Annotated in this window: 20 protein-coding genes and 1 pseudogene; 14 read left to right on the top strand and 7 right to left on the bottom strand. The window is 62.3% G+C overall.

The features are described from left to right. Nucleotides 1–97: 97 nt before the first annotated feature. The 3 genes and pseudogenes from HNR59_RS19845 to HNR59_RS21060 all read right to left on the bottom strand — a co-directional run. Nucleotides 98–403 (bottom strand): transposase, encoded by a 306-nt coding sequence (locus HNR59_RS19845; RefSeq protein WP_183832937.1) that lies wholly within the window; start codon nucleotides 401–403, stop codon nucleotides 98–100. A gap of 69 nt (nucleotides 404–472) precedes the next feature. Continuing rightward, nucleotides 473–742 (bottom strand): transposase, encoded by a 270-nt coding sequence (locus tag HNR59_RS21065; RefSeq protein ID WP_425488684.1) that lies wholly within the window; start codon nucleotides 740–742, stop codon nucleotides 473–475. 261 nt (nucleotides 743–1,003) lie between these two features. Beyond that, nucleotides 1,004–1,118: pseudogene (locus HNR59_RS21060) on the bottom strand (IS3 family transposase); the annotation flags it as partial. 149 nt (nucleotides 1,119–1,267) lie between these two features. On the opposite strand from HNR59_RS21060, the gene HNR59_RS19830 reads away from it, so the two are divergent. Together HNR59_RS19830 and HNR59_RS19825 are read left to right on the top strand one after the other, a co-directional pair. Then, a complete protein-coding gene (locus HNR59_RS19830) occupies nucleotides 1,268–2,152 on the top strand; it encodes an NAD(P)-dependent oxidoreductase (protein WP_183832932.1) in 885 nt (294 codons plus the stop codon). A 2-nt stretch (nucleotides 2,153–2,154) separates the two neighbouring features. Then, on the top strand, nucleotides 2,155–3,336 hold the full coding sequence (locus HNR59_RS19825) for a LysR family transcriptional regulator (RefSeq protein ID WP_343060875.1): 1,182 nt from the start codon (nucleotides 2,155–2,157) through the stop codon (nucleotides 3,334–3,336). Between the two features lie 6 nt (nucleotides 3,337–3,342). Here the strand turns inward: HNR59_RS19825 and HNR59_RS19820 are convergent, their stop codons facing one another. Genes HNR59_RS19820 through HNR59_RS19810 form a run of 3 tightly spaced genes read right to left on the bottom strand, consistent with a single transcriptional unit; the run spans nucleotide 3,343 to nucleotide 5,790 of the window. Further along, nucleotides 3,343–4,395: a 4-oxalomesaconate tautomerase gene (locus HNR59_RS19820; RefSeq protein WP_183832928.1), complete on the bottom strand. Its 1,053-nt coding sequence runs from the start codon at nucleotides 4,393–4,395 to the stop codon at nucleotides 3,343–3,345. Next, nucleotides 4,388–5,059: a 4-carboxy-4-hydroxy-2-oxoadipate aldolase/oxaloacetate decarboxylase gene (locus HNR59_RS19815; RefSeq protein WP_183832926.1), complete on the bottom strand. Its 672-nt coding sequence runs from the start codon at nucleotides 5,057–5,059 to the stop codon at nucleotides 4,388–4,390. The genes HNR59_RS19820 and HNR59_RS19815 overlap by 8 nt, the downstream gene beginning before the upstream one ends. Further along, entirely contained in the window at nucleotides 5,059–5,790 is a 732-nt protein-coding gene (locus HNR59_RS19810; RefSeq protein WP_183832924.1) for a PIG-L deacetylase family protein, read from the bottom strand. Before HNR59_RS19810 ends, HNR59_RS19815 begins: the two co-directional genes overlap by 1 nt. Nucleotides 5,791–5,947: 157 nt before the next feature. Here HNR59_RS19810 and HNR59_RS19805 point away from each other — a divergent pair, with 157 nt between their 5' ends. After that, a complete protein-coding gene (locus tag HNR59_RS19805) occupies nucleotides 5,948–7,123 on the top strand; it encodes a 4-hydroxybenzoate 3-monooxygenase (RefSeq protein ID WP_183832922.1) in 1,176 nt (391 codons plus the stop codon). Here HNR59_RS19805 and HNR59_RS19800 read toward each other — a convergent pair. Then, nucleotides 7,120–8,316, bottom strand: a complete 1,197-nt coding sequence (locus HNR59_RS19800) for a LysR family transcriptional regulator (protein ID WP_183832920.1) — start codon at nucleotides 8,314–8,316, stop codon at nucleotides 7,120–7,122. The two genes, HNR59_RS19805 and HNR59_RS19800, sit on opposite strands and share 4 nt — an antisense overlap. Nucleotides 8,317–8,478: 162 nt before the next feature. Here HNR59_RS19800 and HNR59_RS19795 point away from each other — a divergent pair, with 162 nt between their 5' ends. From HNR59_RS19795 to HNR59_RS19745, 11 genes are all read left to right on the top strand, one after another. Further along, nucleotides 8,479–9,177, top strand: coding sequence for a cysteine hydrolase family protein (locus tag HNR59_RS19795; RefSeq protein ID WP_183832918.1), 699 nt, complete (start codon nucleotides 8,479–8,481; stop codon nucleotides 9,175–9,177). Continuing rightward, complete coding sequence (locus HNR59_RS19790; protein WP_210307474.1) at nucleotides 9,177–9,608, top strand: nuclear transport factor 2 family protein; 432 nt, start codon at nucleotides 9,177–9,179, stop codon at nucleotides 9,606–9,608. Before HNR59_RS19795 ends, HNR59_RS19790 begins: the two co-directional genes overlap by 1 nt. A 64-nt stretch (nucleotides 9,609–9,672) precedes the next feature. Further along, a complete protein-coding gene (locus tag HNR59_RS19785) occupies nucleotides 9,673–10,902 on the top strand; it encodes a gallate dioxygenase (protein WP_183832914.1) in 1,230 nt (409 codons plus the stop codon). Between the two features lie 51 nt (nucleotides 10,903–10,953). Beyond that, nucleotides 10,954–12,156 carry an ABC transporter substrate-binding protein gene (locus tag HNR59_RS19780; RefSeq protein WP_183832912.1) on the top strand — a complete coding sequence of 401 codons (1,203 nt, stop codon included), beginning with the start codon at nucleotides 10,954–10,956 and terminating at the stop codon, nucleotides 12,154–12,156. Then, on the top strand, nucleotides 12,153–13,022 hold the full coding sequence (locus tag HNR59_RS19775) for a branched-chain amino acid ABC transporter permease (protein WP_183832910.1): 870 nt from the start codon (nucleotides 12,153–12,155) through the stop codon (nucleotides 13,020–13,022). Before HNR59_RS19780 ends, HNR59_RS19775 begins: the two co-directional genes overlap by 4 nt. Further along, nucleotides 13,019–13,975, top strand: coding sequence for a branched-chain amino acid ABC transporter permease (locus tag HNR59_RS19770; RefSeq protein ID WP_183832908.1), 957 nt, complete (start codon nucleotides 13,019–13,021; stop codon nucleotides 13,973–13,975). Before HNR59_RS19775 ends, HNR59_RS19770 begins: the two co-directional genes overlap by 4 nt. Continuing rightward, nucleotides 13,972–14,733, top strand: a complete 762-nt coding sequence (locus HNR59_RS19765; protein ID WP_183832906.1) for an ABC transporter ATP-binding protein — start codon at nucleotides 13,972–13,974, stop codon at nucleotides 14,731–14,733. The genes HNR59_RS19770 and HNR59_RS19765 overlap by 4 nt, the downstream gene beginning before the upstream one ends. Next, nucleotides 14,720–15,415 (top strand): ABC transporter ATP-binding protein, encoded by a 696-nt coding sequence (locus HNR59_RS19760; protein WP_183832903.1) that lies wholly within the window; start codon nucleotides 14,720–14,722, stop codon nucleotides 15,413–15,415. Before HNR59_RS19765 ends, HNR59_RS19760 begins: the two co-directional genes overlap by 14 nt. A 13-nt stretch (nucleotides 15,416–15,428) precedes the next feature. Further along, entirely contained in the window at nucleotides 15,429–16,247 is an 819-nt protein-coding gene (locus HNR59_RS19755; protein ID WP_183832901.1) for a creatininase family protein, read from the top strand. Between the two features lie 42 nt (nucleotides 16,248–16,289). After that, nucleotides 16,290–17,099: a glutathione S-transferase family protein gene (locus HNR59_RS19750; RefSeq protein ID WP_183832899.1), complete on the top strand. Its 810-nt coding sequence runs from the start codon at nucleotides 16,290–16,292 to the stop codon at nucleotides 17,097–17,099. Nucleotides 17,100–17,325: 226 nt separating this feature from the next. Next, nucleotides 17,326–17,553, top strand: a complete 228-nt coding sequence (locus HNR59_RS19745) for a hypothetical protein (protein WP_183832897.1) — start codon at nucleotides 17,326–17,328, stop codon at nucleotides 17,551–17,553. Nucleotides 17,554–17,558: the final 5 nt, after the last annotated feature.

Below are 17,558 nucleotides of genomic sequence, written 5' to 3'. Positions count from 1 at the left end.
CTGACGCCACCATGGATCAATTTGGCTGAGCTGCCCGAAGCAGAAAGCCAACGGCTCGCCGGCATCGACTGGCGGGCCGCTCGACTAGGTTGGCGACTCAATTTGCGGACCACCATGTGATTGCGGCTGTGATGAAGGCTGCAGACAGGAAGATGTCGGCGCGTTTGTCGTAGCGGGTTGCGATGCGGCGGAAGTCCTTCAGACGGCAGAACATTTGCTCGATAAGGTTTCGGCCGCTATAGGCGTCGCGATCATAACCGTTTGGGTTCTTGCGTGTGGGATTAGGCGGGATGACGGGCTCTGTTCTTCGCTCGGCGAGCCAGTCGCGCAGGCTCGCTGCATCATAGGCGCAGTCGGCCAGCAGCTTGTGGCTGGGGCAGCGCCTTGGCGCCGGCGAGGTCATGAGCATTCCCGGGCGTCAGGGCAGAGGCGACGGGCCGGCCGCAATCGTCGCTCAACGCATGGATTTTGGTCATTCGCCCGCCGCGCGAGGTGCCAATGGCGTGATGACAGGCCCCCCTGTTGCGCCCGCCGCCGAACGATGTGCCTTGATGTGGGTGGAATCCCTCGAGCCGGTGAACACTCCCATCGACCCGGTCAGGGCGTAGAAAATCCGCTCCCACACGCCCTGCAGGCTCCATCGGTTCCAACGATTATAGATCGTGGTGTAAGGGCCATAGACCGTAGGGCAGTCCTTCCAGCGCCCGCCCGAACGCAGCATATGCATGATGCCGGAGATCACCCCACGGTCGCCGGCGAGCCGCGCGGCCTAATGGCCCTACCTCCCAACCGGCGGTCCTCCGCATCCGACGTTCGACCAAGAGGCTCCGGATGCAGAGATACGATCAGCTTGTTCCGGTACCAATACTGCTGATGTGTCGCATCCAGTGCTTTATGATCGGTCGCACAACCAGCCAGTCGGCTTTCGGGGGGCAGAGCCAGACATTGAAGAGAATCACTTATCACAATGTCAGCGTTGGGGAGCGCAAAATGCCATGTCTAACCGGTTCATCGAGCAGCAGAAGCCGTTCGGCCATCAGAGGCTGGAACTGCTCACTGGTATATTGGTGGCTGCCTTGCTCGCTGTGGTGCAGCAGGTTGTCCGGTTTTCCTATGCGCCTCGTCCTCGCATTTGACGAAAGTCCCGCGCTGTATTCGGGTCATGCCTTCATTGCCAGAACGCTGCGGGCATAAGAATTGGCTATAAGAAGTTGCAAAATGAGGTGAACGATCTCAATGTTTTCGAGATTCTCAGGTTCATCTCCCGATGCGCTTCGACCACCTCAACCTATCACTGCTAGGCTTTGGCGAAGCGGCCACCGCCTTTGCGTCCGGCTGGAACCGGGACGCTCTCGGACGGATTTCGGCATTCGACGTGAAGGTCTTGCTGGACGATGGACAGGCCGTCATTGAGGATCGTTGCCGCCGGCTGAAGGTTGCATTTGCCGGGGATCTGGAGACGGCTCTTCGAGATGCACAAATCGTAATTAGCCTTGTAACCGCGGATCAGAGCGAGGAAGCGGCGAAGGCTGCCGCATCCTGTCTGGCAAAAGGGGTGTTGTTCATCGACGGAAATTCGTGCTCGCCAAAAACCAAAGGGCGCAGCGCAGAAGCCGTTTCGTCGAGCGCCGCCGACTATGTCGACATGGCGATCATGGCGCCCGTCCATCCCCACCGGGAGAAGACGCCCGTGTTGCTTTCCGGTCCGCAGGCATATCGCGCGGAGCGCTTGTTGACCGCACTCGGCATGAATGTCCGTGTCGTCGGTGACCGCGTCGGGCAGGCCTCAGCGATCAAGCTTACCCGCTCGGTCATGGTGAAGGGGATGGAGGCGCTGTTTGCGGAATGCTTCCTGGCGGCGCGGCGCGGCGGCGTCGAGGAGGAGGTGATCCGGTCGCTTGAGACGAGCGATCCGGATATCGAGTGGCGAAAGCGCCTGTCCTACGTCCTGCAGCGCACGACGCAGCATGGTGTACGCCGTGCTGCTGAGATGTCGGAAGCAGCCGCCATGGTTGCCGATCTCGGCTTGCCATCCGTCATGAGCCGGGGATCTGTCGAATGGCAGGCATTGCTCGGCAACCTGCCTGTAGAAGCGCAGGATGCGGGGCCGGTGCTCGAGGCGATGGGATTGGCTCCGGAGGCATCCGGCTGACTGTGGCGAATCCCAATCTCCGCCACCTGCGCCTGTTTCTCGTCACCGTCGACAGCGGCTCGGTCACGCAGGCAGCCATGTCGCAGAATGTGACCCAGTCGGCGGCCACGCAGGCGCTGAAGCGGGTGGAGGAGGCGTTCGACGCCCGTCTTTTCGATCGTACGAGCAGGGGCGTCTTTCCGACCGATCTGGCGCGGATGCTGGCGCAACGGGTGCGTCGCGCGCTCGATATCATGGATCGCGCATGTGAGAGCGTTTCGCCCCGGTTGCGGCTGACCGCCACGGCCGCACAATTGCGCGGGCTGGTTGCGGCCTCCCAGGCCGAGAGCCTGTCTCTCGGCGCCCGAAAGCTGGGAGTCGCGCAGCCGACGGTGCACCGCGCCATTGTCCATCTGGAAAGCGAGGTTGGCCGCTCGCTGTTTCGCCGTACTCAATATGGCAGTACGCCGACCCGCATCGGGCAGTTGATCGCCCAGGCCGCCCAGCTGGCATTTGCCGAGTTGCGCCAGGCGGAGATGGAACTTGCGGAGGCTGGCAGCCGGGGGGAGATGAGGATCATGGTGGGGGCAATGCCGCTGTCGCGCACGTCCGTACTGCCCGAAGCGATTTCCCGGTTTCAGGAGGCCTGTCCGAAGGTCGATATCCGCGTCCATGAAGGGCCTTACGCCAGCCTGCTGGCAGGGCTGAGGCGCGGCGAACTCGACCTGCTGCTGGGCGCACTTCGTCCGCCGGCGCTGATGGAGGGCATGCGGCAGGAGCGGCTGTTCGAAGATGAACTTGCGGTCGTCTGCGGTCCTGAACATCCGTTCGCAAAGGCAGGGACTGTCGAAATCGCCGCGCTTGCCGCTTCGCGCTGGGTCGTGGCATTGCCGGACACGCCGGCGCGCCGCCAGTTCGACGCATTCCTGTCCGCGCTGGGCCCGAGCGCTACCGGCGCGCTGGTCGAGACGGGCTCGCAGATGCTGATGCGCGAACTCCTGCTCGCCGGTCCCTATCTCGGCTGCATTTCACGGCTTCAGGTGCGCGGCGACATCGACAAGGGTGTGCTGGTGCGTCTGGCTTTCGATGTTCATGACAGCCGGCGAGAGATCGGCATCACCACCCGCGACGACTGGCATCCGACGCGGTCACAGGCCGTATTTCTCGACACGGTGCGCGCAGTTTCGCAAAAATTTGGCCGGTAAGGCGCATCAGAAGGCCAGCCCGTCGAAGAGTTTGCGCGCGGTGCGCAGCACGCCCGCGCTTTCGACCCCGCCGCTTTTGTCCAGACGCGCGATGACCGTGAACTCACCGCCTGGGTGGCGAACCGAAAGCGCCTTTTCGTCCCCCGCCGGAACAAACGCATGGCGTGCTGCCGGTCCCTCTGGCAACAGGCAAGCCGTAGCGACGGTGACGGCGGCCAGGACGCCGATCGCTTCGTGGCAGACATGGGGGATGAAACTGCGGGTCGAGATGGCCGCGCCGTCGCCGGCCACGCTGACCAGCACCATCTTCGGGATCGGTTTTTCCGACACGTCGCCGAGGTTCATCAACGGTCCCGCCTCGAGGCGAACGGCTTCGAGACGGGCTTTCAGCGCGGTATCGGCATTCAGTTCCGCCGGTGTTTCGGCCCCGGTAATGCCGAAGTCGGCAGCGTCGAGGATGACGCAGGGCATGCCATTGTCTATCAGGGTCGCATCGATGCCGCCGATACGATCGACGGATCGTCCGGTCGGCAGAAGGGCTCCGCAACTGGAGCCGGCGGTATCCTTGAACACAATCGGAACTGGCGCCGCCGTGCCCGGCACGCCGTCGATGCGGGCGGCGCCGTCATAGCTGACCTTGCCGCCGGGCGTTGGGACGCTGGCGACCGCGATCTGGCCAGTGTTTTCCATGTAGATGCGAACCTCGGTCATGTCGCCCGCCGGATGCACCAGTCCCCGTTCTATCGCAAACGGGCCGACGCCGGCGAGAATGTTGCCGCAATTCTGCGAGTCCGTGACCAGCGCCCGGTCGACAAAGACCTGAAGGAAGAGGTAGTCGACATCGACGCCGTCACGCTGCGAGGCTTTGACGATCGCGACCTTGGAGGTCAGCGGGTTTGCGCCGCCCATGCCGTCGATCTGACGCGGATCGGGCGATCCCATGACCCTCAGAAGCAGGGCGTCTCGCGCAGCGGTGTCTGCGGGAAGGTCGGAGGCGAGGAAATAGCCGCCCTTCGATGTGCCACCGCGCATCCACATGGCACGGGTGCCGTCAGACATAGCGCAGGCCCTTTTCCTTCAATCTCGGCCGCATGTCGTAGATGTCGAGACCAAGCTCTCCCGCCGCCAGCCGGCGGCGCTTGGCCTCCTCCAGATCGACCCGCTTGCGGGCGGCCGCCAGCACACCGGCCGCCTCGTCGGGACGAACGACGCAAACGCCGTCGTCGTCGGCCACAATGATGTCGCCGGCCTCGATCGCAGCGCCTGCGCAGACGACGGGAACGTTGACAGAGCCGAGCGTCTCCTTAACCGTTCCCTGTGCGCTGATCGCCTTGGCCCAGACGGGGAAGCCCATGGCGGTGAGGTCGCGTATGTCGCGCACGCCCGCGTCGATGATGAGTCCGCGGCAGCCACGTGCCAGCGCCGATGTGGCGAGAAGATCGCCGAAATAGCCATTGTCGCAGGGGCTTGTCGGCGCCAGCACCAATATGTCTCCGAACTTCAACTGCTCGATCGCCACATGCACCATCCAGTTGTCGCCCGGCGGCGCGGAAATGGTGACGGCTGATCCGGCGATCTGCGCTCCCGACCAGATCGGCCTCAGATAGCTTTGCAGCATGCCGCGCCGGCCTTGCGCCTCGTGGACGGTCGCGACACCGCAGGCCGCGAGCCCGTCGATAACATCTGACGGGGCGCGTTCGATGCTCTGCCGGACGACGTTCATCACAGTTCATCCACGGTGCGCGGGAATACCGACTGGAAGCCTTCCGCATATTTCGCCGCGCGGCCACCGGATTGGCCGCCGGAATTGCGCTGGAAATGATTTGCACGGTTCTCGGCGGCGTTCCTGTAGAAGGACCAGAGATGCTCCTGGCCCTGCATGCACTGGATCGCCGCCCATTTGCGGTCCCACACCGGCGTGATGTCGAGGAACACGTCAGGTTTCCAGTTCATCTGCTCGGTCTGATGAGGCTCGAAAAGATAGACTTGCGGCGCGCCCAGCACTGCCTGACCCGGATTGTGTCCCCATGCCTGGGCAATGGCGCGGCATTCCAGTGTCCATTGCAGGGTCAGCATATGATCCGGATTGTAGGGATCCCAGGTGGAGTGGGTCAGCATGAACGACGGCATCACCTCGCGGATGACATCGACAAGCCTGAATTTTGCGTCCTGATCCATGACGAGCGGGTAGTCGCCAAGGTCGAAGAAGCGGATATCGTGCACATCGAGCGCCCTGGCTGCGGCCTCGGCCTCCTTGCGGCGCTCCGTTTTCACCCGGTCGAGGGTCATTCCTCCCTCCTTCCACAGCTTCGCGCTTTCACCGCGTTCGCCATAGGAAAGGCAGACGACGGTGACGTCGCAGCCCTTCTCGGCATGGAGCGCGATGGCGCCGCCGCACCGCCAGACGAAATCGGCGGAATGGGCGCTTACGACGAGGGCGGTCTTGTCGGGCATGGGCGTGAAACTCCGATGATCGTTAGGCCGCAGGGTTGCCTCTCCGACTTCTCCGGACAACATCGAAAGCAGGCCATTGTCATTAGAAATGGCTATATTGATGTTGCGGGCTCCGAACTCCTCGTCTTCACTATGCCCCATGATGTCTACACAACGAATGAGAACGCAGGTCGGTATCGTCGGCGCTGGTCCGGCCGGGCTGTTCCTGTCCCACCTGCTGAAGCAGCGGGGAATAGAGAGTGTCATTCTCGAGTCCCGAAGCCGTGCTCACGTCGAAGCGCGCGTGCGCGCCGGAGTTCTGGAAGCGGGCACGATCGACACCCTGAACGCGCTTGGTCTAGGCGAGCGGATGATGCGCGAGGGCATGGTCGATGACGGTCTGGACATGCGCTTCCGTGGCCGCAACATCCATCTCGACCTGCCGGGACTGACCGGACGCAGCGTGCGCATCTACGGACAGCTTGAAGTGGTCAAGGATCTGATTGCTGCGCGCCTTGCCGCCGGGGATCCAATCCTGTTCGAGGCCGAAGCGACGCATCTCGATGACCTGACCGTCACCCGTCCATCCATTCATTTCAGACATGACGGCAAGAACAAGATTCTGGACTGTGACGTCATCGCAGGCTGCGATGGCTTTCATGGCGTTTGCCGGGCATCGGCACCGGAAGGCGTGATCCAGACATATACCCGGAACTACGATTTCGCCTGGCTCGGCGTGCTCGCCAAGGCACCCCCGATCGCCGACATGACCTATACGAACCACGACCGGGGATTTGCGCTGTGCAGCCGCCGCTCGTCAAGCATTTCACGGCTGTATCTGCAGGTGCCGGCGGAGGACGATCACGCCAACTGGTCGGATGCGAGGTTCTGGGACGAACTTCACACCCGTATGTTCGACGAAAACCGCTCCGAGATACAGGAAGGGGAGATCTTCCAGCGCGATCTCGCGGTTCTGCGCTCCTATATCGCCAGCCCGATGCAATATGGGCGGCTCTATCTTGCCGGAGATGCAGTCCATATCGTGCCACCGGCCGGCGCCAAGGGACTGAACATGGCTGTCGCGGATGTACGGATCATGGCAAGGGCGATTGCTGCGTTCTATGAAACCGGCAGCTCCGACGCTTTGGATCGCTATACGCACGACTGTATCGACAGGGTATGGCGTACCATCCGTTTCTCGGTTTATCTTACCGACCTGCTGCATCGTTTTGACGAGCACAGCCCCTTCCAGCGCGGTATGCAGATGGCCGAGCTTGACTACATCGCGCAATCGGAAGCCGCCCAGCGCCTGATCGCCGAGCAGTATGTGATGCTGAGCGACGTCCGAGACTAAAGTGCCTGTTCATGTGCCATGTTGCGTATCGTATCGATAAGCAACTTCGATGGCATAGACAGGACGCTGTTCGACCTCTGAATGAGGCCGATGCCTCTTCTCCTGAAGGGGACGGCAACGGACAGGATGGTCATCCGTCCCGCGTCTATCTCGTGACGCAGAAGGTGCGGCGAGGTGGCTGTCAGCAGATCGCTCTGAAGGACGAGGTCGCGGGTAATGGTGATGTCCGCGGTTTCGACCGGCACGTCGGGGCGGCCAAGAGCCTGTTCCAGGAGGACGCGGGTGGATGTGCCGCGCGGAGGCAGTATCCATCGGGCCGCACGCAGGTCCTCGGCCCCGATCCCGGTGCGGTTTGCGAGCGGGTGATCTCGTCTTGCGACGACGGCGATCTGGTCGTCAACCAGCGTCTCCGCCAGCAATCCGATGATATGCTCGGCGGGCCGAAGCGCGCCCATGATGAAATCCAGGTCTCCGGCATGAAGCAGGGAGGCGAGATGCTCGAAGGTTCCTTCGACGGTTCGCACGGTAACGTTGGGAAAATCAGACACGATCCGGGCGATGGCGCGGGGCAGCAGGTGAATGCGGCCGAGCGACAGCGTGCCGATGACGACACTGCCCGTCATTCCCAGTTGCAGCGATGCAATCGTGTCTTCCGCCTTGCGCAGTTCGGCCAGCGCACGCCTTGCCTGAGCGGCGAGAACCAGCGCTGTGGCCGTGGGTGCCATTCCTGTCGCGATGCGTGTCATCAGTTCGACACCTATGCCCTGCTCAAGCTCGCGCAATGTCTGGCTGACGAAGGGTTGCGACACTTCCAGATGGTCCGCCACCATTCCCATGTGTCGCTGCTCAACAAGCTGCACAAAGATGAGCAGGCGCGTATGGCCGATCGCAAGTGAGAATACCGGCGCGTTCAGGTTGCAGCCCTGCGGGCCGAATGTCTCCAGAAAGATGCTGCGTGCATGGTCCATCTCGGCCATCGCCTTTTCCGCATGGCTCTGGAGAATGTAGGCCATGTCGGTTGGCAGCATGCCGTGAACATTCCGCTCGAAAAGTTGTGTGCCAAGCCCCGCCTCAAGTTCCAGGATGCTGCGCGTAACAGCGGATTGCGCCCGGCCGACAGCCAGCGCCGCAGAGCTGATGCTGCCGCGCTCCATGACCGCGAGAAAGGTACGAAGGAATTTCAGATTGATCATCGCCCGCGCTGTATCAAATAAGTTGCAGAGGCGGACATGATATAAGAAAATTAGATATTGCGCAAAATGGATTCAACTGTGCGTCGATTGGGAAATGGTGCCTCATGCAAGTCGGATAGAAACACGGCCGGGCTTCACTCCCGGCAGAGACTGGAGCAAGAGATGCAGGCACGCGCCGGATTCGACATGCCGCAATATGTGCTCGACAGGGTCATGACCAAGCGCGGTCGTGTCCGGGTATTCGACACCTTCATTGCTGCCGAAACGGCGCTGGTCGTCGTGGACATGCAGGAATTTTACGTGAAGGATGTGCCCTCGGCGGTGGCGATTATTCCGGTCATCAACCGGCTGGCGGCAGCAGTGCGTGAGAAGGGCGGCGTGGTGGCTTGGGTGAAGATGGTGGCCGGCAGGAACGGCGAGAGCCTTTGGCCGATCTACCACGACTATTTCTTCACGCCGGAAAATGCGGCCCGCCATCGCGACAATCTCACGGAGGGTGCGCCGGGGCAGGAGCTTCGGGCCGACCTCGATGTGGCCGAGGGCGACCTGATCGCCAACAAGTCGCGATTCAGCGCCTTCATCCCCGGCAAGTCCGACCTTCCCGGCATGCTCGAGGCACGTGGCATCCGCAATGTCATCATAACCGGCATGCTCACCAATTTCTGCTGCGAAACCTCGGCCCGCGACGCGATGATGCTGGATTACCGCGTGGCGATGATCTCCGACGCCAATGCGGCGCGCTTCCAGGAGGATCACGATGTCGGCTTCACCACGGTGTTCCAGAGTTTTGGCGACGTCGTCACCGCCGACCAGATGATCAATGAAATCCTGACTTCGGCAGGGGACGGGCAGGGGGAATGATGGCGTCACGCCTGGAAGACGAAAGGGCGATCGAGACGCTCATCCGGCGCTATGTGCATCTCGTCGATGCCGGCCGCTGGGAAGATGTCGCAAGCCTGTTCGTCGAGGGCGGAGAACTTGTACGGCCAAGCGCGCCGGACAGCCCGATTGCCGGGCGCGAGGCGATCCTGGCGGCGTTCAGGGCCCGGCCGGCGCGGCTGGCCCGACACCTCGTGTGCAATACCGTGATCGGGTTCGATGGCCCCGATGTCGCCAATGCGACCAGTTATTCCGTTCTCGTCAGCGCGGTGCCGCAACGGGGCATATCGCTTTCGGTCGGAGCGTTCGACGACGTTCTGGTGCGGGAGGGCGGTATCTGGCTGTTCCGCTCCCGCCGCGGCAGCACCGCTATCGACGAAGCCATAGTACAGCACCTGTTGGCGCTGACGTAGAAACAGAAGGTATTTCCGCCAGCCGACGCCACGCGGAGACGAACTTTGAGCGAGGATTGAAGAAATGGCTCGAATAATCGGCAGTGTTGGCATGTCCCACGTCCCGACCATCGGCGTGGCCTACGACAAGCAGAAATGGGACAATCCGGCCTGGGCTCCCCTGTTCAGGGGCGCAAAGCCGGCCTTCGACTGGCTGGCGCAGAAGAAGCCGGATGTGCTGGTGATCCTCTACAACGATCACCTCAACGCCTTCTTCTACGACCTCTATCCGACCTTTTCGATCGGCGCTGCGCCGCAGCATGACGTTGCCGATGAGGGTGCAGGCCGGCGCCCGCTGCCGATGCTGCCGGGCCATACCGAGTTCGCCACTCATCTGGCCGAGCAACTCGTCGCCGACGAGTTCGACATGGCCGTCTTCCATGACCGGCCGCTCGACCACGGCGTGTTCTCCCCGCTGCCGCTTCTGTGGCCGCATGAAGGCGGCTGGCCGGGCAAGGTCGTGCCGATCATGGTCAACGTGGTGCGCTATCCGCTGCCGACGCCGATGCGCTGTTTCAAGCTCGGTCAGGCCCTGCGCCGTGCGATCCATTCCTATCCCGAAGATCTCACGGTCGCGATCATCGGCACCGGCGGCCTGTCGCATCAGATCCATGGCGAGCGCACCGGCTACAACGACACCGACTGGGACGACCGTTTCCTGGAGCTTATCGAAAAGGATCCGATGCAGCTCGCCAGCATGAAGCTGGTCGACTATGTGCGGCTGGGGGGCGCCGAAGGCGCGGAGGTCATCATGTGGCTCGCGATGCGCGGTGCGCTCAGCGACGACCTGAAGCTGGTCCACAAGAGCAACTACCTCGCCACCACGACCAACATGGCGACGATGGTGCTTGAGGAGAACAATGTCCATGTTCCCTCATCCGGCGAAATCCGCCACGGCAATCCGCAGACGGTCGGGATCGAGGACATCGAGGGCACCTATCCGTTCGATATCCCCACCGGGGTCGACAAGGTCCGCATCAACCGTTTCTTCTGGAACATGCGTCTTCCGGAAGCCCGCGCAGAGTTCTCGGCGGACGAGCAGGCGGCCTGTGAGGCTGCCGGTCTGACCGCCGAAGAAACCAGGATGGTTCGTGAGCGCGACTGGATCGGCCTCGTCCGCTACGGGACCAATTTCTTCGTGCTGGAGAAGTTCGCCCGCCTCGTCGGCGAAACCAATCTCGAAGTCTATGCCGAGATGCGCGGGGAGACGTTCGACGAGTTTATGGCGACGCGCAGGGTGCCAGACGCACGCTAGATACGGCCGGTCCGCCAGCGATACAAACAACGAAAACAGGGGAACAGTATCATGAACGGGAGCAGAACTTCCAGCATCCCTGGCGGCATCAACCGCCGGCGCATACTCGGCTTCGCGGCGGCGATCGCAATTGGCGCGGCGCTTCCCGCAGCGGCGGCCGATGACAAGGTGGTCGTCGGCGTGGTGCTGCCCTTGTCGGGTGCATTTGCCGATCAGGGATCACATTACGAAACCGGGATGCGGCTCTATCAGAAGGTCCATGGGACGAAAGTCGCGGGCAAGGAAGTCGAGCTTGTGGTGCGCGACGACCAGGGGCCGGGTTCAGGCGATCTCGCGCGGCGTCTCACGCAGGAACTCATCCTGCGCAACGGCGCAAACATCATTCTGGGTTACAGCTTCACTCCCAATGCCATGTCGGTGGCGACGCTTCTGACCGAGGCGAAAATTCCCGCAATCATCGTCAATGCGGCGACGTCCAGCATCACCACCAAGTCGGACTATTTCACCCGCGTCTCGATGACCTTGTCGCAGGTCACCTACACGCTCGGGAAATGGGCCGCCTCCAACGGCATCGGCAGTGCCTACACGATCGTTTCGGATTACGCACCGGGCATCGACGCTGAAACCTGGTTCACCAAGGGCTTCACCGAAGGCGGCGGCAAAGTGCTCGGCAGCGACCGGACCCCGGTTGCCGCAACCGAGTACGGCCCCTTCCTCCAGCGTGCCATCGAGGCCAAGCCGGGCGCGATCTTCGCGTTCAATCCCGGCGGCGATGTTTCCATCGCCTTCATGAAGCAGTCGGGAGAGCGCCTGAAGGGGACCGGCATCAAGCTGATGGTGACGGGCGATGTCGTTGACGACAACCTCTTGCCGGCGATGGGAAGCGCCGTGCAGGATGTCATCTCTGCCTGGCACTATCAGGAGGATGTCGACACGCCGGAGAACAAGGCGTTCCTTGAAGCCTTCCGGGCCGACCACGAAGGAGCGCCGAGCTATCGCGTCCTGCAGGGCTATGATGGCATGGACATGATCTACAAGGCACTTGAGGAGACCGGCGGCGATGTCAGCGCGGATGCTCTGATGTCCAGGTTCAAGGGCATGAAGCTGGCCAGCCCGCGCGGTCCCATACTGATCGAGCCGGATACCCGCGACATCACCCAGAACATCTACATTCGCAAGGGCGAGTTTGTGGACGGAAAGGGGTCCAACAACACCATTGCAGTCGTCGACATGGTCCGAGACCCTGCCAAATGAACCTGACCAGCCTCCTTACGGTTGTCGTCGACGGTGTCGCTTACGGAATGCTTCTCTTCCTGTTCTCGATCGGCCTGTCGATCACCCTGGGGCTGATGCGGTTCGTCAATCTCGCACATGGCGCCTTCGCCATGTGCGGGGGCTACATTCTTGTGGTCTTGACCGGGCGTCTGGGAATTCCGTTTCTGCTCGTGCTGCCGATCGCATTTCTGCTGACAGGGGCAATCGGCATCGCTCTCGAACGAACGCTGATCCGCCATGTTTATCGCAAGCCCGAGCTTCAGCATGTCCTTTTCTCGATCGGCCTCGCCTTCGCGGCCGGTGCGGTCGCCAACATCATCTTCGGGCCGCAGCAGCAGCCGATCGCATTGCCCGGATGGGCAACCCAGCGGGTCGAGTTTCTCGGTGTGGTCACCTCCGGCTACAGGCTTTTCATCATGGCGAGCGGTGTGGTCGCGCTTTTGGCGCTGCTGCTTCTGATCAACCGGACGCTGTTTGGCGCGAGAATCCGCGCAGCGGTCGACAATCGCGTGACGGCCGAAGGCATCGGCATCAACGTTTCCGGCCTGTTTGCCGCCGCCTTCGGCCTTGGCGCGGCCTTCGCCGGGCTGGGCGGCGCGCTGGCGGTCGGGTTTCTCGGCCTCGATCCCAGCTTTCCGCTGAAATATCTCGTGCTCGTCCTGATGGTGGTCGCCATCGGCGGTCCCGGTTCGGTCGGAGGCTCCTTCATCGCGGCAATCTTCCTCGGCCTGGCGGACTCGCTGTTCAAATATCTCCTGCCTGAAGTGGGCGGCTTCGTAATCTATACCATACTGGTGCTGGCGATGGTCTTCATGCCCTACGGTCTGGCGAGGAGGGGGGCATGACCCAGAAATACGACCTGCGCGTCGCGCTGCCGATCCTGATCGCGCTTGCGCTTGCAGCCTACTTCCTGTTTCCCGGCTATCTCGGGCTGTTCTCGACAATTTTCATCGTCGCGACATTCGCTCTCTCTTACGATCTTCTGCAGGGCTATGCAGGCATTGTCTCGCTTGGCCATGCGGTGTTCTTCGGAATAGGGGCCTATACCGTCGCGATCCTTGGCGGCGCGGGGATCACCGATCCGATCCTGACCCTCCTCGCCGGACTGATGATCAACGCGGCCGTTGCAGGTCTGCTCGCGCGTATCGTCGTGACCGGCAACGACTTCACCCGCCTTCTCGTTACGCTGGGCGTCGGCTTCCTTTTCTTCGAGGCAGCCAACCAGGCGCACTGGCTTACCGGCGGGGCGGACGGGCTCGCCAGCTTCACCGTAGGCGAGATATTTGGCGTTTTCCGCTTCGACATGTGGGGCCGCACAGCGTTCTTCTACACGCTGGCCATCCTCGTGATCGTCTATCTGGCGGTCTGGCGGATCACGACGTCGCCCTTCGGTCTGGCGCTCCGCGGCATTCGTGAGAACACGACCCGGATGCATGCGATCGGTTCGCCGGTGTCGCGCCATATGGCCGTAACCTACGTGCTTTCGGGCGGACTGGCCGGACTGGCCGGAGCCGCGCTTGCACAGACCAGCAACTTCGCTTCGCTCGACATGCTCGGCTTCGAGCGTTCGGCCGACGTGGTCGTGATGACCGCGCTGGGCGGCACGGGAAGCATACCCGGTGTTGTGCTGGGCGCGACGATCTTCACCTGGTTCAAGGACATGCTCTCGGCCATCAGCCCGCGCTATTGGCATCTGGGGATTGGACTGTTCCTGATGGCTTCGGTTTTCGTGCTGCCGGACGGACTGGCGGGGATACCGGCGCGCGTTCAACGCTGGCTTCGCAGGAGGTCGTCATGAGCTTCGCCATCGAAACGCGTGACCTCACGCTGCGCTTCGGGAGCTTCACAGCCGTCAACGCGGTTTCGCTTCAGGTTCGCAAGGGCGCGCGTCATGCGATCATAGGGCCGAACGGAGCCGGCAAGACCTCGCTTGTCCATGCGCTGACGGGAAGCATTCCGAGCACTTCGGGCCGCGTCTTCATTTCGGGCAGGGACATGACCGGAAGCTCGCAGCGGGCACGCGTGCGCTCCGGCCTGACGCGCACATTCCAGATCAACCAGCTGTTTCCGAAGCTGACGGTGCTGGACAATGTCTGCATGGCGATCCTTGAGCGCGAGCAGCGCTCGAAGGTCTTCTGGACATCCATGGCCGCAGAACGCTCGGTGCTGGAGGAAGGGCGCGAGTTGCTCGAACTCGCGCAACTGGGACCGCAGGCCGACAAGGTCGTGGCCTCGCTTCCTTACGGCATGCGCCGTCTGGTGGAGATCGCCATCGCGCTGGCGACGAGGCCGGACATCATCGTTCTCGACGAGCCGGCGGCTGGCGTGCCGACGACCCAGAGCGAAGCCATTTTCGAGCGGATCGCGGCGCTGCCGCGCGACCTTACCCTGCTTTTCGTCGAGCATAACATGAACCTCGTCTTCCGCTTTGCCGAGCGCATCACCGTTCTGGCGGAAGGGGCGATCATGACAGAGGGAACGCCTGCCGAGATCTCGAAAGATGAACGCGTGCGCGAAGTCTATCTGGGGCGTGGAGGGCATCATGCCGCTGCTTGAACTTGACAATTTCGTATCCGGATACGGCGATGCCGTGGTCATCGACGGCATGAACCTTGCCATCAATGAACATGAGGGCCTCTCGGTTCTGGGTCGCAATGGCGTCGGCAAGACGACGCTGATGCTGTCCATCATGGGCCATGCCCGCCATGTCGGCGGCAGCCTGCGCTGGAATGGCGATGACCTGGGCCATGTGCCGGCCTATCGGCGTGCAAGGCTTGGGCTTGGATGGGTTCCGCAGGAACGCGACATCTTCCCCTCGCTGACGGTGGAAGAAAATCTTCTGGTTGCGGGACGTTCGGGGCGTTTCGACCTGGAGGCCATCTATCGCCTTTTCCCGCGACTGAGGCAGCGCAGGTCGAACATGGGCGGCAAGCTTTCCGGCGGTGAGCAGCAGATGCTGGCCATCGGCCGCACGCTGATGACCAATCCGAAGCTCCTCCTCCTGGACGAGCCGTTCGAGGGGCTGGCTCCCGTCATCGTCGAGGAGCTGGAGGAGACGTTGCAGAGGTTGCGCCGGGAGGAGGGGTTCGCGACCATCATCGTCGAGCAGCGCGCCGAGGATGCGTTGCGCCTGAGCGACCGCGCCATCGTGCTCGACCGGGGCAGGGTGGTGCTTGAAGGCTCGTCGCAGGAACTTCTCGCCGATTTCGGGCGAGTACAGGAATGGATTGCGGTTTGACGGGGAGGTTGGCGTGAAGCAGGAACACACCATGGCCGGCACGATGGCCGAGATGACGGGCACCGCGATCCGGGATGCCGCCGGCAGGGGGGCGAAGGTCATCCTGCCGATCGGTGTCATGGAGTGCCACGGCCCTCACCTGCCGATTGGCACAGACGCATTCATCGCGCTGGCGCTTTCGCGGGCGACTGCGGACTATGCCGCCGGCAGGGGTCAGGAAGTGCTGATCGCGCCCACCTATTACTGGGGTATCAACATGGCACTGGCGGAATTTCCTGGCAGTTTCAGGATCCGCCCCGAAACCTCGGCGATGCTGCTGGAAGACGTGATCGACTCGCTGATCGCGAACGGATTCAGCGACGTGCTGCTGATCAGCCATCACGGCGAACTCTCCCACAACGAGATGATCCGCGACGTGCTGCTGAAGTTTCACGGAAAGGGACAACCCCGCGTGCGCTGGCTCTATACGCCGATCCGCTGGCGGATGTTTGCCCGGCTGGGCATGGATGGCACGGAGCCGATCTGGCTGCCGTGGGAGCCGACACCGGCATTGGAGGATTTTCGGGTGACGGGCGTGTTCGGCGTCCATGCCGACGAATATGAGACCGCCGCCATCGTGCGCTACTTCCCGGAGACTGTGGATTACGAGCGGCTGCGGGGGCTGCATCCAACCGCGCTGACGGCAGCGGATCTGCCGCGCTGGCGCAAGGGTGGCGACGACGCGCGCGCGCTCACGCCGGACGGCTATTTCGGCGATCCCAACCCGATCGATCCCGATCTGTGGCGGCATTTCGACGAGACGGCGAGGATCATGGCCGCCGCGATTTCCTGACAAACGGCTTTTTCTGATCTCGAACATCGACCGGAGCACGGAATGCTCACACTCTATCACGCCGATACATCGGTCTGCGCCGCCAAGGTTCGCCTGACCCTGGCCGAAAAGCAGCTTGAATGGGACGGGCGCCTGCTCAATCTGGAAACAGGAGACCAGTTCGACCCGGCCTACATGAAGCTGAACCAGAATGCGGTCGTTCCCACGCTCGTTCATGACGACGTGGTCGTGATCGAGTCTACGGTCATCAACGAATATCTCGATGAGGCCTTCCCGCAACGGGCGCTGCGTCCCTCCGATCCCGCCGGCCGTGCGCAGGTGCGGCTATGGACGCGACGCGAGGATGCCATACACTACGCGATAAATACCGTGACGACGGCGACCCTGTTCAGGGCATGGGAGCAGGCGAAGTCGGAAGAGGCACGGGAGGCGCGCGTGGCAGGCATTCCCGATCCTCTGCGCCGCAAGAAATGGCGCGAACTTGTCGATATCGGCATGGATTCCGACTACGTTCTCGAAGCGTTTACGGCCTTCGCCCGGCTTTTCCTCGACATGGAAGCGGTGCTGGAGAAGAGACGATGGCTGGCAAGCGACAACTATTCACTCGCCGATATCGGTTTCCTCTCCTACCTCAACCGGCTGAGGGTTCTGCAGATGGATCACATGTGGAAAGAAAGCTTTCCACATGTGACGGATTGGTTCGAACGATCAATGGATCGCCCTGCATTCGAGGCCGCGATCGGAAGCTGGATCCCGGCATACAAGATTCAGGCCTACAAGGAGGTCGGCGATCCTCTGGGCGACAGTGCGCGGCGACAGTTCGCTATCGCGCTTGAACGCCTGAAGTTGTGATCTGTCTTTGCAGGGCGTGCAACGGAATCTCTGAGTCGGAACCCGCAATCAGCCAACAGGAGTGGATTCAAACCGTTCGTTCGGCTCTTGCGGATCGGCGAGGTGTCCGGCTCGGTGTCGAGGGACGCGGAGAGGATCACCCTCAACAACAACGCTGGCCGACAGTTCCACCTCGCGTGTCATCCGGGCCGGGCGCTATGAGCGTGGCCGCGTGGAGATACAGCGTGTGCAAAGGGAACCGGGTAGCGAGATCGTCTCGCAGCTGGAGCGCAAGGTCGACACGGTGGAGCAGGTCCGCACGTTTCAGGTGCCGCCGGAATCGCTGTCGAGCTGGCAGCTTGTGCGGCGCGGACGCTGGCATATGCAGCGGCGCTCCCCGGACGAAATGTCGGCGTCCGGTGGCAAGGCACTCCACTCAGAGGCATGCTGCTCCGTGGAGAGGGCAGACGGATAGCGCGA

The organism is Aquamicrobium lusatiense (assembly GCF_014201615.1).
Lineage (GTDB): Bacteria > Pseudomonadota > Alphaproteobacteria > Rhizobiales > Rhizobiaceae > Mesorhizobium > Mesorhizobium lusatiense.
Note: the sequence above shows the minus strand (reverse complement) of the source record. Positions and strands in the feature narration are given on the sequence as shown.

Coding starts and splice junctions, on each gene's coding strand:
- HNR59_RS19785 (WP_183832914.1), top strand. CDS start 9,673: ATGGCTCGAATAATCGGCAGTGTTGGCATGTCCCACGTCCCGACCATC.
- HNR59_RS19795 (WP_183832918.1), top strand. CDS start 8,479: ATGCAGGCACGCGCCGGATTCGACATGCCGCAATATGTGCTCGACAGG.
- HNR59_RS19830 (WP_183832932.1), top strand. CDS start 1,268: ATGCGCTTCGACCACCTCAACCTATCACTGCTAGGCTTTGGCGAAGCG.
- HNR59_RS19810 (WP_183832924.1), bottom strand. CDS start 5,790: ATGCCCGACAAGACCGCCCTCGTCGTAAGCGCCCATTCCGCCGATTTC.
- HNR59_RS19820 (WP_183832928.1), bottom strand. CDS start 4,395: ATGTCTGACGGCACCCGTGCCATGTGGATGCGCGGTGGCACATCGAAG.
- HNR59_RS19770 (WP_183832908.1), top strand. CDS start 13,019: ATGACCCAGAAATACGACCTGCGCGTCGCGCTGCCGATCCTGATCGCG.
- HNR59_RS19800 (WP_183832920.1), bottom strand. CDS start 8,316: ATGATCAATCTGAAATTCCTTCGTACCTTTCTCGCGGTCATGGAGCGC.
- HNR59_RS19775 (WP_183832910.1), top strand. CDS start 12,153: ATGAACCTGACCAGCCTCCTTACGGTTGTCGTCGACGGTGTCGCTTAC.
- HNR59_RS19815 (WP_183832926.1), bottom strand. CDS start 5,059: ATGAACGTCGTCCGGCAGAGCATCGAACGCGCCCCGTCAGATGTTATC.
- HNR59_RS19750 (WP_183832899.1), top strand. CDS start 16,290: ATGCTCACACTCTATCACGCCGATACATCGGTCTGCGCCGCCAAGGTT.
- HNR59_RS19845 (WP_183832937.1), bottom strand. CDS start 403: ATGACCTCGCCGGCGCCAAGGCGCTGCCCCAGCCACAAGCTGCTGGCC.
- HNR59_RS19805 (WP_183832922.1), top strand. CDS start 5,948: ATGAGAACGCAGGTCGGTATCGTCGGCGCTGGTCCGGCCGGGCTGTTC.
- HNR59_RS19780 (WP_183832912.1), top strand. CDS start 10,954: ATGAACGGGAGCAGAACTTCCAGCATCCCTGGCGGCATCAACCGCCGG.
- HNR59_RS19765 (WP_183832906.1), top strand. CDS start 13,972: ATGAGCTTCGCCATCGAAACGCGTGACCTCACGCTGCGCTTCGGGAGC.
- HNR59_RS19760 (WP_183832903.1), top strand. CDS start 14,720: ATGCCGCTGCTTGAACTTGACAATTTCGTATCCGGATACGGCGATGCC.
- HNR59_RS19790 (WP_210307474.1), top strand. CDS start 9,177: ATGGCGTCACGCCTGGAAGACGAAAGGGCGATCGAGACGCTCATCCGG.